Source organism: Pseudomonas sp. RGB, assembly GCF_007713445.1.
GTDB lineage: Bacteria > Pseudomonadota > Gammaproteobacteria > Pseudomonadales > Pseudomonadaceae > Aquipseudomonas.
In genome coordinates this window covers 14,856-29,420 of the sequence record NZ_VMSH01000022.1, presented here as the reverse complement: position 1 = coordinate 29,420, position 14,565 = coordinate 14,856, and the positions used below count along the sequence as shown (strand labels likewise).

Here is a 14,565-nt window from a genome sequence, read left to right as displayed (position 1 = left end):
GTGGGTTGGGTGTGGCGAGCAGGCTTGCCCTGCGTTGGGCTGCGAAGCAGGCCCACAGCCTGTAAAGGGGATTTGCCTGAAAGAAACGTGGTGGTTTTATTGGGGCTGCTTCGCAGCCCAACGCGGGGCAAGCCCGCTCGCCACACAAGCCCGCTTGCCACGACACGAACGCTGTCAGTCAGGCGTCAGCGTCTTGATCACCTGATCCACATTGGTTTCCAACTCCGCCACCGGGTCGGTACCGTCGACGTTCAACACCAATAGCTGCGCACCGGATGCCGTCACTGCTGCTTTCACCGCTTCGCTCGGTTGACGATGGTGCAGCACCACGGCCACGTCGCTGTCTTTCAAACTGGCGGTTAACCCCTGTAGCGCTTCGGGTGTCCAGTCCGCGTCCGGCCGTGCATCGGTGCTGACCACTTCTAGGTTCAAACTGCTGACCAGGTACGCAAAGTGATCGCTCAGGCTGACCACGCTCAGGTTATCGGCCTGCGCCAGTCGCGCTTCGCTGTCGGCGTTGAGTTTGAGCAGGCGTTGCTTGAGGGCGGCGAGGTTGGCATCAATCGTCGGTTTGGCATTCGGCGCCAGCCGGCTCAGGTCGGCGGCCATCACATCGGCCATGCGCCCCATATTGTTGCTTGACTGCCAGGGCTGGCTGTTCAGCCCGTCGGTGCTGCCTGGTTGCACGGCAATGCCCGGCAGGCCGCCGTCCACCGGGCGCGCAGCGTCGATTTCGACGATGCGGATATTGCTGCGCCGCGCCACCGGATACAGCGGGTCGTCCGGCCACAACGAGCGCAGGCCGATGGCGGCGTCGGCGTCCAGTGCCAGGCTATTCAACGCGGGTGCGCCACGGCCGGTGAAATAAGACACTTGCCGCGAGCCGGGCAAATTGGCGGGGGCGGCGCGTTCCAGTTTCACCCCGGTGCCTTTGAGCAGCACCTCGGCCAAGCCGTAAGTGATGGGCAACGAGGCCAGGACTTTGACCGGCTTCTTTGCTTTGGTCAGGGCGGCATGGCCGAGACCTTGGTTGACTTTGAAGTCGTTGGGATTAAAACCATCGACGGCGGCCAGCGCCGAAGTGCCGACCAAACAAGCGATGGCCAAGGCCAGTGGGCGAAAAAAAGGGCGCATTATCCAAGATTCCCTTTGAGGCTGGGCACGGTGCCGCGCGCGATGGTGGCGAAGGCGAAGGCGATACCGGCGACCAGAATGATCGCGGCGCCGGACGGGATAGGCAGGTCGAAGATGATCGGCAGCAGGATGCCGCACAGCGTGCTTACGGTGGCGATCACGACCGACACCCAGAAAAAACCTTTGAGCGACTGGCTCAGCAGGCGCGCCGCCGCGGCTGGAATCACCAGCAGGGCGCCCACCAGGATCGCGCCGATGACCTTGACCGCCGCCACGGTGATCAGCGTCACCAGAATCACGAACAGGTAGTCCAGGGTCTTCACCGCCACGCCGCGCACGGCAGCCAGTTGCGGGTTGAAGCTGGCCAGCATGATGCGGTTGTACAGCGGCAACGCCAGCGCCATCACCAGCGAACCCACCACGGCCAGTACCAGCAAATCATTGCCGTTGACCGTCAGCACCGAACCAAACAGCACGTTTTCCAGAATGTGCACGTTGATCTTGCCCGCCAGAATCAGCAACAGGCTCGCGCCCAACGCCAGCGACACGGAGAGGAACACGCCGATCAAGGTGTCCGGCGCCAGGCCGGTGCGGTTGCGCAGGTAATTGAGCAGGATGCCGAACAGCAGGCAGTAGCCGAACAGTGCGCCATACGGCCCGGTATAGGGTTCACCTAACAGAATGCCCACGGCCACGCCGGTCAGCGCGGCATGCCCGACCGCTTCGGAGAAAAACGCAAAACGCTTGACCACCACCAGCGTGCCCAGGCCACCCAGTACCGGGCCGATCAGCAAGCCGGCGAGCAAGGCATTGACCACAAACCCATAGGCCAGCGCTTGCGGCAGATAGCCGGAAGAGGCCCAGCCCTGGACCATCAGACGAAACGCTTCATAACTCATGGTGCCGGGCTCCGTGGGTGAGTGGAGAACAGGGTCAGCAGGCGATCGGGCGTCAGTGCCGCTTTCGGCGCGGCGTCGAACAGCACGCGACGGTTCAGGCCAGTCACACGGTCGGCCAAGCGGCCCACGGCTTCGAGGTCGTGCTCGATCCACAGCACGGTGATTCCGGCCAGGCGCCAGTCATTCAGCAAGCGTTCAAAGACCTGGATACCGGCTTCATCGAGCGCCGACATCGGTTCATCCAGCACCAGCAGGTGTGGAGCCGGAATCAGGCCCTGGGCCAGCAACACACGCTGACGCTCGCCGCCCGACAACGCGCCCATGCGGCGTTTACGTTTGTCCTGCATGCCCACCCGCTCCAGTGCCTCGCCGATTGCCCCGGCGTAGTGCCTGGACAGACCGAGAAACGCCGGGCGCCGTTGACACATGGCGGCCATGAAATCGTCGACGGTCATCGGCAAGCCACGGTCGAACTCCAGCGCCTGGGGGACATACCCGATGGTGCCGGGCGTGGCCTGCCAGTGCAGGCGCAAGTGGCCCTGATGCGGCATTTGCCCCAGCAGGGTCTTGATCAGCGAGCTTTTACCGCCGCCGTTCGGGCCCACCAAAGCATGGATGCTGCCCGGTTCTACCTGGAAGCTCACACCGTCAAGAATGGTCGTGCGGCCCAGGGTCAGCGACACCGAGTCGAACTCGATTGTCGGGCCAATGCTGGCCACCTTGAGTTGCTCCGCCGCCGTCATGCCCCGGACTCCTGAATCGCCCGCACCACGGTGTTGAGGTTGCCGGTCATTTCCACTTCGTACTTCTCAGGCGTGTATTGGCCATAGGAAATATGCGACAGCGGGTAAAGTTTCACGCCGGATTCGCGCTGGATGGTCTCGACATAGGTGGACGGGAAATCCATCTCCGAGAAGATCACCTTCACATCCAGCGCGCGCAGTTCGTCGATGGTCTTTTTCAACTGGCTGGGGCTTGGTTCGATGCCGTGGGCGGGCTCGACCACAGCCGTGACTTCCAGGCCGAATTCGCGCAGCAGGTAGTCGTAGGCCGCATGCACGGTGGCCACGCGCAGGTCGGGGTTGGGCGCGCTGGTCAGCTTGGCCAGGGCGTCGGCGCGCATCTGGCGCAGGCGCTTGCCGTAGGCGCGGGCGTTCTGGGTATAGGTCCTGGCGTTGTCCGGGTCGAGTTTGCCCAGCTCGCGGGCGATGTTGTTGACCTGGGCAATGGATGCGCTGATCGACAGGAAGGTGTGCGGGTTGACCACCTTGCCTGCACCGCGCGCGGCATTGCCGGTGGCAGCCAGCAGTGGCACGTTGGCGTTGGCCTCGATCACCGGGATGCCCGGGCGCTCGCTGGTGGCGATCATGCGGTCGGCGAAATCGTCATGGCCGACGCCGTTGAGCACGATCACGTCGAGGGTGCCGATGCGCTTGATGTCCTCGGCGCGCGGCTCGTAGGCATGCGGGTTGAAACCGGCCGGAATCAACGGCACCACCTCGGCCTTGTCGCCGACGATGTTGGTCACGTAGCTGTAATAAGGGTGCAGGGTGATGCCGATTCGCAGGCGTTTGGCCGCCTCGGCGTTCGCCAAAGGCGCCAGCAGCAAGCTGAACAGGCTGACCAGCAACAGGCGCAACAGGGGAGATGAAATAGACATGGGCACTCGGTCTTCTCGGGTCAGTGACGGTGCTGGCGCGTGACGCCGGCATCGAATTGCGCGACCACCTGCTGCCAGCCGGCCGCGATCAGCGCCTGGTCAGAGAGGTCGGAAGGGGCGGCGAGGTTGGCCTTGCGGTTGAGCCAGATATCCGGCTCGGTGCCGTGCACGCGTATCAGCAGCGAGCCGCTGGTGCCGGGCGTCTGGCTCACGCCCAAGTAGGCCGAAGGCTCCAGCAATTGCCAGCGATGGTCGCCACGGCTGACCGAACTGGCGTCCTGGGCAAACGGCGCAAACCCTTCTTCGGCCAATTGTTCAGGCGTCGGCAGGGCGCCTTGCTCCTGTTGCAGCAACTGGATTTCATCCAGGGTCACCCGCAGGTCGGCGTAGATGCCTTGCTCGGAGGCACTGAGGTCGCGGCGGGCGTCCAGCTGGTGGCTGGGCAGCGCTGCAACTTCCTGGGTTTCACCGTGCAGGGCGATCACTGAGCCTGCCACCGCAAGGATGATCAGGCACAGCAATAGCACGTAGAGGGTTTCGTGGCCGGCACCGGCGGGGCGTACAACCTGTGTGGTGCTCATTGAGGTTGGATATCCGCTTGGTCGATTTCCACCACGTGACCGGGGCCGGCATCAAACAGCACATAGAACTCGGCCGATGGCTTCTTGAAGGTCAGGGTCGAGTCTTGGCCGAGCTTGCCGGGCAGCAGGATGGTTTCGTCGTAGCCGATCACGTCCAGGGTCACGCCCGGGGCGCCGCTGCCGTCGGAGAAACCGCCGGTGCACTGGATCTGCTCGCCGGGGATTTCCTTGCATTCGCACATCGGGTTGTGGGCGAAGGCGGTGGTACTGACGCCGGCGCACAGCAACAGCGCTGCACCGGCGCGGGTCAGGCGCATCAACGTCATGGTTTGACTCCTTGCTTGTTCAGCCAGGCAATAGTGGCAGGCGAGGCCTGGCTCAGCGGAATGGAACCCTGGTGCATCGTGCCGTCCCAGCCTTCCATGGTGATCCACAGTTCGGCGTCGGCCGGCGTGCGTTCCGGCACCGGCAGGGCGGCGCCCATGCGGTACGGCGTGCCGAAGAAGATCACTCCGGCGGCGCGCAGGCTGCGCGGCTTGCCGATACGCAGGTAAGTGGCCTTGACCTGCTCGGCGCAGGTGTCGCACAGGGCGGCGTTGAAGAACTTCATCGGGCCGGCCGGGTCCGGGCGCGGGCCTTCATTGCGGAATTCGGCGAGTTTCAGGCTCCAAGGCCCGACCTGCACGTCACCGACCACTCGTTCACCAATGCCGGTGTCGCCGCGAAACAACGCGGCATCGGCAAAGTACTTGGGCATGAACCCCAGCGGCACCAGCAACAGCAGGATGTTGATATGGAACCGCCATTTCAGCCAAAAGGCGCGCAGCGGCGAAGGCGGTGTTGCAGCACTGACCTTGCTCATTATTTGGCCTCCGAGGTTTCAGCCTGCAGGGCTGGAGCGGCAGCAGGCGCACGTTGGGTCTTGGCTTCGCGCTTGAGCGCATTGAGGGTCGCCAGCGCGGTGCGTTTGGTCCAGATCAGCAGGCCGCTCAACACCATCATGCTCAGCACCAGGCCGAAGAACGCCCAGATCAGCTTGATCCACAGCCCGCCAAAGTCGCCGGTGTGCAGCGGGCGCATGGATTCGGTGACGAACTCCAGCGTCGAGCGATCGGAGAGCAGGTGCGACACCGCGATTTCACCGCTGTAGGGGTTGAGTTGAGCGGTCTGGAACATCAACGGGTACCAGCCGCGCCCGCCGATTTGCAGGTGGCTGTAGGCGTTGAGCGGCAGGAACACGAATGTGGCGTCCAGCCCTGGAATGCGCTGGGTGGCGATTTCGATGGCTTCGTCCAGCGCGATCATCGGTGCCGGCACGCCGGGCGCAGACATCGGCACTTTCTCGCGGGCAATCACTGGGACGATCGGTTCGCTGGAGATGGAAATCTGGTTGTCGCCCAAAATCGCCTGGATCAAGAACCAGGTGCCGGTGATGGAAATCACCGCGATAAACCAGATCGACCAGATACCGCTGAGGCGGTGGAAGTCGCCCCAGAAGATTCGCGCGCCGTGGCGGATGCGCAGGGTTGGGCGCAGAAACCCTTTCCAGAAGCGCTTGTAGACGACCAGCCCGGTTACCAGCGACGCCAGCAACGGCAGGCCGAGCGCCGAAACCAGGTACCAGCCCCAGCTAAAGCCGTTGGTGAACGGTACGAGCCACCAGCCATGCAGAGCGCGGGTAAATTGCTTGAAATCGAACGACGGGCTGATGCCTTGGATCGCCCCGGTGTACGGGTTGACGTAGACCTCCACGGAACGCCCGTCCGGGTAGCTGAGGTCGACACTCAGCGCAAAGTGCGTTTCGTCCGGACGGATGATCGATTGCACGATCACCTGGGGTTCTTCGCGCTTGATGGCGGCGATCACCTGGTCAAAGCTCAGCATTTGGGCATCATCCGACGGCTTGCTCGCGCGGATATCCGGGTTGGCCAGCCAGACGATTTCCTGGCTGACCACCGCCAGGGTGCCGGTGACGCAGACGATCAGTACAAAAAACCAGATGGGCAATGCCAGCCAGCTGTGTACGAGAAACCAGAGTTTTGAGCGTGACTTCTTCGACATGTGAATGCGGGTCTTGATCGGAGAGGGGCGAAGGAGGCCCGGAAAAGGCCGGTCGTAGCTTTTGCTGACGCGACGGGCTGTATCTAAGTTAAGACGGATGAGGCCTGGAAATCCCTAACCCGGATATGAAAGAAAATGTTTCAGGTTTCCATTCAAAGCGCTGACAGGGCCTTCATCGAACACGAAACATGTTCCAAGCCATCACCCGGTCGCCATTGATAGGGCCCAAGGGCTGCGTAGGATGGATTTATACCGTTGAGCCCGCCTCCAGAAACGTGAGCCCTGAGAAAAATGACTGCCAGAACCCTCTACGACAAACACATCGATTCCCACACGGTGTGCCCCCTGGATGACCAGGGCCATGTCCTGCTTTACATAGACCGCCAGGTGATCAACGAATACACCAGCCCCCAGGCCTTCAGCGGCCTGCGCGATGCCGGGCGTGAGGTGTGGCGCCCCGCCACGGCGCTGGCGGTGGTCGACCATGTAAACCCCACCACGCCCAAGCGCATCGCGGCGATGCCCGACGCCGGCGGGGCGCGGCAAGTTTCGTACCTGGCCGAAAACTGCCGCGATTTCGGCATCGAGCTGCTGGATATCCTCGACAAACGTCAAGGCATCGAACACGTGATTGCCCCAGAGCAGGGCTTCATCCTGCCGGGCATGGTGATCGCCGCCGGCGACAGCCACACCACCACCTACGGTGCGCTCGGGGCGTTCGGTTTTGGCATCGGCACTTCGGAAATCGAACACCTGCTGGCCTCGCAGACGCTGGTCTACAAACGCCTGAAAAGCATGCGCGTGACGGTTGAAGGCGACCTGGCGTCAGGCCTCACGTCCAAGGACGTCATCATGGCCTTGATCGGCAAGATCGGCGCATCCGGTGCCACCGGCTACGCTATCGAATTTCGCGGTTCCACCATCGACGCGTTGAGCGTCGAGGCACGCATGACCATCTGCAACATGGCGGTCGAAGCCGGTGCGCGCGGCGCCTTCATGGCGCCGGACGAAAAAGTCTTCAGCTACCTCAAGGGCAAACCCCGTGCGCCCAAGGGCGAGTTATGGGAGCAGGCGCTGGTGGGCTGGCGCCAACTGCATTCGGACGCCGACGCCGTGTTCGACCAGGAAGTGCACCTGGATGCCAACACCCTGGAACCCATGGTCACCTGGGGCACCAGCCCCGACCAGGCTGCGCCGATTGGCGCCCGCGTGCCCGACCCGCAGGACGTCAGCGACCTGATCCTGCGCCAGGACATGCGCCGCGCCCTCAACTACATGGGCCTGGAAGCTGGCATGCCGCTGAGCGACATCGTCATCAGCCATGCGTTTATCGGCTCCTGCACCAATGCCCGCATCGAAGACCTGCGCGACGCTGCCAGCGTGGTGCGCGGCAAACACGTGGCCGAGCACGTACGGGCGATGATCGTGCCCGGCTCCACCGAGGTGCGCGACCAGGCCGAAGCCGAAGGGTTGGCGGCGATCTTTATCGACGCCGGCTTCGAGTGGCGCCAGTCCGGCTGCTCGATGTGCCTGGCGATGAACGACGATGTGCTGGCCCCTGGCGACCGCTGTGCCTCCAGCACCAACCGCAACTTTGAAGGCCGCCAGGGCGCCGGCGCGCGCACGCACCTGATGAGCCCGGCAATGGTCGCCGCTGCCGCGATCACCGGCCGCCTCACTGATATTCGCCACTTTGGAGACCGTGCATGAGCCTGCAACCTTTTACTGTGGTCACCGGCAAGGCCGCGCCGATGCTGGCGGCCAATATCGACACCGACGTGATCATGCCCAAACAGTTTCTCAAAGGCATCGACCGCAGCGGCCTGGACCGGGGGCTGTTCTTCGATCTGCGCTTTCTGGCTTCCGGCGAGCCCAACCCCGCGTTCGTGTTGAACCAGCCGGGCTGGCAGGGCGCATGCTTCATGGTCGTCGGGCCCAACTTCGGCTGCGGGTCCAGCCGCGAGCACGCGGTGTGGGGCTTGAAACAAATGGGCATTCGCGCGCTGATCGGCAGCAGTTTTGCCGGGATCTTTTATGACAACTGCCAGCGCAACGGGGTGTTGCTGATCACCCTGGACGAAGCGCTGCTGCACACACTCGCACAGGCTGTCAGCCAGGCAGACCAGGCGCAGATCAGTGTCGACCTGGAGGCTCAGCAGATTCGTCTGGCGGATGGCCAGGTCATTGCGTTCCAGATCGACACCTTGCGCAAGACCGCACTGCGGCTGGGCCTGGATGCCATTGGCAGCACGTTGCAACGCAGTGAACACATCAAAGCATTTGAACGCGAGCATTTGGCTGCCAACCCTTGGCTCAGTTGATAAACACGTAGTTATATAAGTAGCCAACACAGCGCCCTCTTTAATAAGAGGGCGTTTTTGTGTGCTATTTACTTTTCAAATAACAGTCATTAAATGCCGGCTTCGCCCATTATTACGGGGGGTGTGGCCAGTTGAAAGAATAATCCCGGAAAAACCACAAGGGTATTGGGTTGACACCCCGCAGACCATCGGCTTAAGTGGGGGCTGGCTTGGAAAGTCAGCACATTATAAGAAAGGGAAGTTAATACTATGACCGTTGAGTTAGTGAGTGGTTATGTCTCTTGGGTGTCGGTGATCACGTTAATAACCTGATTGCGCGCGCTCGCCTGTAAACGATTGTCTTTGTTGCAGATATTTATGTTGTTCCGGTCCAGGAATGGCAGGCATTTATCTGCCCTTAACATAAGTTAAAACACAGAGAGTACATACTCATGTCGATTTTTGATCAGGCCACCCATCGCTCGGTTCAATGGCAAGATTGGCGCTGGCAGCAAAAGAACGCCCTGCGTGATGAACCCGCCTTGCGCATTGCCTGCGGGGGGTGGAGTGAGGAAATAACGGCGCATATCGAGCACAACTTGCAAGACCGCAAGATGCAGATCACGCCTTATTACATTGATCTGATCAAGCGCTCACTCACCAGCGGCGCGATAACCGACCATCCGCTGTGGCGCCAGGTAGTGCCGTACTGGAGCGAGCAGGTGGCGGGCGATTACGACGGAACGTCGGAGAACTGGGAACTCGGGCATGAGATGAAAACGCCCATTTGCCAGCACAAGTACGACAACCGCGTGATCCTGCGCATGACCAACACCTGCAATGCCTATTGCCAGTTCTGCTTTGAGGCACTGCGCACCTTGCAGGTCGGCACGGACAAGCCCAACGCCAGCACCGACTCATTCAAGGATTCGGTGGCGTACATCCGCAGCAACCCGGCAATTGAAGAGGTGATCCTCAGCGGCGGAGACCCGTTGATGCTGGCCGACCGCAGGCTGGAAGAAAACCTCGCGGCGTTGCGTTCGATCCGCGACGACCTGCTGATTCGAATCCATTCACGGGCGTTGAGTTTCAACCCGTTCCGGGTAACCGATGAATTGGTGGCCATGCTCGAGAAGTACAACGTCAATGCATTTGGGGTGCACGTTTGCCACCCGCTTGAACTGACGACTGATTTTGCGGCGGCGGTTAAACGTATTCAGAGTGCCGTGCCGATAGTGTTCTCCAACATGCCATTGTTGCGCGGCGTCAATGATGATGAAGCCACCTTGCATAAACTCTTTATTGATCTTTATCGTCTGGGCGTAAAGCCGTATTACTTGTATCACTTCATGCCGTTTTCGCCGGGGGCGTCCGAATATAAAGCCTCGATCAGCCAGGCGATCGCTATTATGGATCGTCTCAAACGGCGCGTGTCGAACATTGCCCTGCCCGAATATGTACTGCCGCACGCACAAGGCAAGTTTACGGTGCCGTTGCTGGACTTTGAAAAGCCTGAAGACTTGCCGCATTTTGAAGTGCACGACGGGCAGCGCCATTATCGTTTCCGTAATTGGGAAGGGCACTGGTGCAGTTGGCAGGATGCCTGAATCAACTCACGGAAGAGGCAACGATGGTCATGAAGCAAGATGCGGTTCTTTTTATTGATGTCGATGACAGTGCCACGGTGCGTTACAACTACCGCGAGCCGCACTTTGCGGTCGCCCGCGCACAAGGCCTGGCCTGTTTAACCGCCGGGGTCGCGGGGCGTCATCACCTGCAGCGGCTGCGCGACGACAGTGATGAAGTGTTCCTGCTCGACGCCTTAAGCGAACAATCGATTCTGGACCTGGTGGGCCGGCTGGACGGGCGCTACCAGATTCGCGCGATTTTCTGCCAGGCCGGGCACCCGTCTGCATTGGGCGAAGTGGGCTGCATCGTTGCAAACACCTGCAAGCGCCTGGGGCTGGTGCACAGCAGTGCCGAGGCGATTGCAGCGTGCAATAACAAGTACCTGATGCGCAGCGTGCTGCAAAAACATGGGCTGCGCTCGGTGCCGTTTGCGCTGTGCAATAACGAACAGGCGCTTCAAGCCGGCGCCGAGCGGGTGGGCTATCCGCTCATTGCCAAACCGCCTTTTGGCGGTGCGTCGGCCTTTATCAAGAAGTGCTCCAACTGGGCGCAGTTGCGCAGCCATTACGCGCAGTTCGTGAGCGGCCACGGCGCGGCGGCTTACGCGGATTTCTACGGTTGCGCGCACCGTTTGCCGGCAGTCGACGGGCAGGCACGCGAGTACATTCCGGGGCGTAGCATCCTGCTCGAAGGCTACATCCCGGGCATTGAAGGCAGCGTGGAGTGCGTGGTTGTCGGCGAGCGCATCCACGCGCTGCTGATCAACGAGAAACTCATGCTGACCGAGCGCAGCGGCACCGTGTTGGAGAACCTGCTGATTTCTCCGCCGACCTCTTTCACGACCGAGCAGTGCGAGCAGATCCGCACGTACGCCACGGCATGCCTGCGCGCGGTCGGGCTGACCAACGCGGTGGTGCATTTTGAATTTCGCATGACCGATCAAGGCCCCGTGGTTATTGAGATCAACCCGCGCGTGGGCGGGCTGTATGTCAACGCGGCGTTCCGAGACCTGGCCGCGATCAATCCGTACCAGCTGTATCTGTCGCTGCTGCTGGGCGAACCGGGCGTTAACGCGCAACTGGAGGCCGGCGCGCACAAAGTCGCCAACGGCAACCAGCACTACGCGATGCTGGCGATTTACCCGGAGCACAGTGGCCGCTTCAAGGGGATCGAGGGTGTGCAGTTTCTCGATCATCACGCCGCGGTGCTGGAGTACGCGCAACTGGACGCCGGCCACTGCCTCGACGCCGATATCGAGGAGCACTATTTGCTCAAGTGCTGGGCCAAGGTCGACGGTGCCGCCGACGCCCACGCCGTGCATGACGCGATCAGGCACAACCTGCACGTGGTCATCGAGGATAAGGTTTAGCGCTATGGACATCCCACAGATCTCTGCGCATTTGCGCGACCATCACTACTGCCATCGCCGCGACTATGGCGCGTTGATCGGCGTTGATCCCGGGCAGGAGCAGAGCTTTCGTGCCTACTGGGCCAACCTGGTGCGGGACGAGGCATTCAAGGCATACACCCACCGCGAGCGCCGCATCCTGCGCTATCGTTTATTGCCTTCGCGGCAGTTGCAGCTCGACCGCAACACCGCGTTTACGTCGCCGGTCACCTACGCCGTCAATTATCGGCAGGGCGTGAACCATTTGAGCTATTGCGAGGACGGTTTTATCGAGCACCCGCTGATGCAGAAGCTGTTGGCCACCGACCTTGCAGTGATTGCCCCGCACTTGGGCGAGCAGGCGTATACGATCGATATTCACCAGTTCCGCGTTCGCGCGGATGGGCAATCGAGCAGTCCGACGACCTCGGGGATTCACCAGGATGGCCTGGACTGGGTGTTCATGCACTTCATTGGCCAGAGCAACACGGTGCCGGTGGTTTCGGAGGTATTTACCTCGCCGGCCGAGCAAAGCCGGGTGTTTAACCTGGCGATGGAGGCGTTTCTGGAAACCATCGTGATCAACGATCGTGGGCTCTACCATCGCGCCAGCGATGTGCGGCCCCATGCCGATGCGGCGCCGGCCTGGCGCGACGTGCTGCTGGTGAGCCTGCGCGGCGTGCCGACCGACCAAGAGGCGCAACCTGCATGAGCCATGATCCGCAGCTGACCCTGTCGACCCGCAATGCCCGCTTGATCATCTTTGCCCGCGGCGTGTCGGATTTTGGCGCGTTCCTCAACCTGGTGGCGCTGTCCACTTACGTTTACTGGCTCAGCCAGAGCGTAGTGTTTGTCAGTGTGTTTCTGGCGTGCCGTGTCACCGGCGGGATTGTCGCCAGCCTGTTCGGCATTCCGTTTTTTCGGCGTTTTCCCGGACGCAGCACACTGGCCGGGCTGGACCTGGCCAGGGCATTGCTGCTGTTGCCGCTGCTGGTGCTGATACCGGCGCATCAGCTGCACGTGCTGCCCTTTATCGCGTTTGGCATCGGCTTGTGCAACTCGCTGTTTGCCATTGGCCTGAACAGCCAGCTGCCCACCTGGGTCGCGCTTGAGCAGCGGGTGAGCACCAATGCGTGGATCACGTCGGCGGCGGCGACCGGCGCGGTGTTCGGCAGCCTGCTCTCCGGGCTGTTGATTGCTACGGGAGGCTTCGAGGCGGTGTTTGCCGTCAACATTGGCACCTACGTTTTGGCGGCCTGCCTGATCCTGCCGTTGCGCGCGTTGTTCTCGGTCGCCGTTGCCGTGCACCGCGGGCTCGCGGCTGAATGGCGCGAGCTGACCCAAGGCCTGCGCGGTGCGCCCGTGCTGGCGGCGATGTTGCTGATCAGCATGCTCGACACCCTCGGCAGCGCTGCGCATAACGTCGGCTGGCCGGTGTTGTCGCAGTACATTTCGCCGGACACGGCCAAGACCGTCATGGGTTATCTGCTGGCGGTGTGGGCGTGCGGCAAGTTTGTCGGTGCGCGCGTTGCCAGTGCGCTGTTGAAGGGCCGTGGCACTCAGGCCATGGAGCGCCTGTTCATGCTGGGCGTGGCGCTGATGTCCAGTGGCTTTATCCTGACCTTTCAGCAAACCGAGCTGTGGCTGGCGCTGCTGTTGGTGGTGTGGGCCGGGCTGGGCGATGGTGTGTCCGAGGTCGCGTTGGTCTCACGCGCGCAAAGCGAACCGGATAGCCTGCGCTTGCCGCTGTTCAGCCTGTTGACGCTGATTCAGATGGCCGGCTTCGGGGTGGGCATGCTGGTGGTGGGGCCGTTCTACCTGACGTGGACGCCGGCCCAGGTGATCGTGTTGTTCCATGGCCTGCCGCTGACCGCGTTGCTGGTCATGACGGTGTGGCTGGGTTACAGCGCCCACCGGAGCGTCAGATCGACAAGCCCTTGAAGTGCTCCTGCAAAAACTCCACGCAGGCTCTTAATTTTCCGGAGTAGGCCAGCCGTGTCGGGTACACCGCCCACACGTTGGCACTCTGGGTGCAGTCGTGCAGCACCTGCACCAGCTTGCCTTGTTCCAGCAGTGGCTTCACGTCCCACATCGAGCGCAACAATACGCCGCGCCCGTCCAGCGCCCATTGCAACACGATCTCGCCGTTGTTGGAGGACAGCGGCCCGCGCACGCGCACGCTTTCGGCGGCGCCATCGCGCTCCAGGTTCCAGATGCCGAAGGCGTTGTCGCGCTCCTTGAGCACCAGGCAGTCGTGCTGCTCCAGGTCACTCAACTGCTGCGGTGTGCCGCGCCGCTTGAGGTAGGACGGCGCGGCGCACAGCACGCGGCGATTGCTCACCAGACGTCGGCCGATATGCTGGCCGGGGATGTCATCGCCTACGCGAATTTCCAGGTCAAAGCCCTCGCTGACGATATCCACCACGCGGTCGAACAGGTCCAGGCGGATTTCCAGATCCGGGTATTGCTCGGCCAACAAGGACAGGGCCGGCGCCACATGGTTACGACCAAAACCGAAGCTGCTGCACAGGTGCAGGTGGCCGCGCGGGCTGTCGTGGGCGTCAGACAGCTCATCGGCCAGTTGCTGGAAATCTTCGAGGATGCGCACGGCCCAGCGCTGCACCCGCTCGCCGTCTTCGGTCAAGGCGATGCGGCGGCTGGTACGGTGCAGCAGGCGCGTGGCCAAGGTGGTTTCGAGGATCTGGATGCGCTTGCTGACGTACGCAGGCGACAGCCCCAGTTCATCGGCGGCGGCAGCAAAGCCTGCCTTGCGGATCACGGTCAGGAACACCCGCAGGTCTTCGGGTAGGGGCACGGTATCTTTCTTATGGGTCATCAGAAACAGACGTGGCGGCATGAGCCGCCAGAATAGCACCGGATCGGCGCGCCTTCCGGCACGCCCAGGCGTTATTGC

At 61.9% G+C, this 14,565-nt stretch carries 15 protein-coding genes; 6 read left to right on the top strand and 9 right to left on the bottom strand.

Annotation, left to right across the window (positions count from 1 at the left end):
• Positions 1–174: 174 nt before the first annotated feature.
• From FPT15_RS27605 to FPT15_RS27570, 8 genes are read right to left on the bottom strand one after another with little or no spacing between them, the layout of a single operon-like run.
• Positions 175–1,134: a metal ABC transporter solute-binding protein, Zn/Mn family gene (locus FPT15_RS27605; protein WP_145165951.1), complete on the bottom strand. Its 960-nt coding sequence runs from the start codon at positions 1,132–1,134 to the stop codon at positions 175–177.
• Positions 1,134–2,033 carry a metal ABC transporter permease gene (locus tag FPT15_RS27600; RefSeq protein ID WP_145165950.1) on the bottom strand — a complete coding sequence of 300 codons (900 nt, stop codon included), beginning with the start codon at positions 2,031–2,033 and terminating at the stop codon, positions 1,134–1,136. The genes FPT15_RS27605 and FPT15_RS27600 overlap by 1 nt, the downstream gene beginning before the upstream one ends.
• Positions 2,030–2,776: a metal ABC transporter ATP-binding protein gene (locus tag FPT15_RS27595; RefSeq protein WP_145165949.1), complete on the bottom strand. Its 747-nt coding sequence runs from the start codon at positions 2,774–2,776 to the stop codon at positions 2,030–2,032. Before FPT15_RS27595 ends, FPT15_RS27600 begins: the two co-directional genes overlap by 4 nt.
• Entirely contained in the window at positions 2,773–3,693 is a 921-nt protein-coding gene (locus tag FPT15_RS27590) for a metal ABC transporter substrate-binding protein (protein WP_145165948.1), read from the bottom strand. Before FPT15_RS27590 ends, FPT15_RS27595 begins: the two co-directional genes overlap by 4 nt.
• A gap of 20 nt (positions 3,694–3,713) precedes the next feature.
• Positions 3,714–4,274 carry a DUF6162 family protein gene (locus FPT15_RS27585; RefSeq protein ID WP_145165947.1) on the bottom strand — a complete coding sequence of 187 codons (561 nt, stop codon included), beginning with the start codon at positions 4,272–4,274 and terminating at the stop codon, positions 3,714–3,716.
• Positions 4,271–4,600: a hypothetical protein gene (locus tag FPT15_RS27580; protein WP_145165946.1), complete on the bottom strand. Its 330-nt coding sequence runs from the start codon at positions 4,598–4,600 to the stop codon at positions 4,271–4,273. Before FPT15_RS27580 ends, FPT15_RS27585 begins: the two co-directional genes overlap by 4 nt.
• A complete protein-coding gene (locus FPT15_RS27575) occupies positions 4,597–5,136 on the bottom strand; it encodes a thiamine pyrophosphate-binding protein (protein ID WP_145165945.1) in 540 nt (179 codons plus the stop codon). The genes FPT15_RS27580 and FPT15_RS27575 overlap by 4 nt, the downstream gene beginning before the upstream one ends.
• Positions 5,136–6,335 carry a PepSY domain-containing protein gene (locus tag FPT15_RS27570; protein WP_145165944.1) on the bottom strand — a complete coding sequence of 400 codons (1,200 nt, stop codon included), beginning with the start codon at positions 6,333–6,335 and terminating at the stop codon, positions 5,136–5,138. The genes FPT15_RS27575 and FPT15_RS27570 overlap by 1 nt, the downstream gene beginning before the upstream one ends.
• Before the next feature lie 291 nt (positions 6,336–6,626).
• On the opposite strand from FPT15_RS27570, the gene leuC reads away from it, so the two are divergent.
• The 6 genes from leuC (at position 6,627) to FPT15_RS27540 (ending at position 13,592) form a co-directional block, all read left to right on the top strand.
• The gene (gene leuC / locus FPT15_RS27565; RefSeq protein ID WP_145165943.1) at positions 6,627–8,045 is read left to right on the top strand and encodes a 3-isopropylmalate dehydratase large subunit; all 1,419 of its coding nucleotides are present in this window, start codon (positions 6,627–6,629) and stop codon (positions 8,043–8,045) included.
• Positions 8,042–8,656, top strand: a complete 615-nt coding sequence (gene leuD, locus FPT15_RS27560) for a 3-isopropylmalate dehydratase small subunit (RefSeq protein WP_145165942.1) — start codon at positions 8,042–8,044, stop codon at positions 8,654–8,656. The genes leuC and leuD overlap by 4 nt, the downstream gene beginning before the upstream one ends.
• A gap of 521 nt (positions 8,657–9,177) precedes the next feature.
• Positions 9,178–10,242 carry a KamA family radical SAM protein gene (locus FPT15_RS27555; RefSeq protein WP_256676530.1) on the top strand — a complete coding sequence of 355 codons (1,065 nt, stop codon included), beginning with the start codon at positions 9,178–9,180 and terminating at the stop codon, positions 10,240–10,242.
• Positions 10,243–10,271: 29 nt separating this feature from the next.
• On the top strand, positions 10,272–11,633 hold the full coding sequence (locus FPT15_RS27550) for an acetyl-CoA carboxylase biotin carboxylase subunit family protein (RefSeq protein WP_145165940.1): 1,362 nt from the start codon (positions 10,272–10,274) through the stop codon (positions 11,631–11,633).
• 4 nt (positions 11,634–11,637) lie between these two features.
• Positions 11,638–12,363, top strand: a complete 726-nt coding sequence (locus tag FPT15_RS27545; protein ID WP_145165939.1) for a 2OG-Fe dioxygenase family protein — start codon at positions 11,638–11,640, stop codon at positions 12,361–12,363.
• Positions 12,360–13,592 (top strand): MFS transporter, encoded by a 1,233-nt coding sequence (locus FPT15_RS27540; protein WP_145165938.1) that lies wholly within the window; start codon positions 12,360–12,362, stop codon positions 13,590–13,592. Before FPT15_RS27545 ends, FPT15_RS27540 begins: the two co-directional genes overlap by 4 nt.
• On the opposite strand, the gene FPT15_RS27535 is transcribed toward FPT15_RS27540, so the two are convergent.
• Positions 13,573–14,487, bottom strand: a complete 915-nt coding sequence (locus FPT15_RS27535) for a LysR substrate-binding domain-containing protein (protein ID WP_218570672.1) — start codon at positions 14,485–14,487, stop codon at positions 13,573–13,575. The genes FPT15_RS27540 and FPT15_RS27535 overlap by 20 nt on opposite strands.
• Positions 14,488–14,565: the final 78 nt, after the last annotated feature.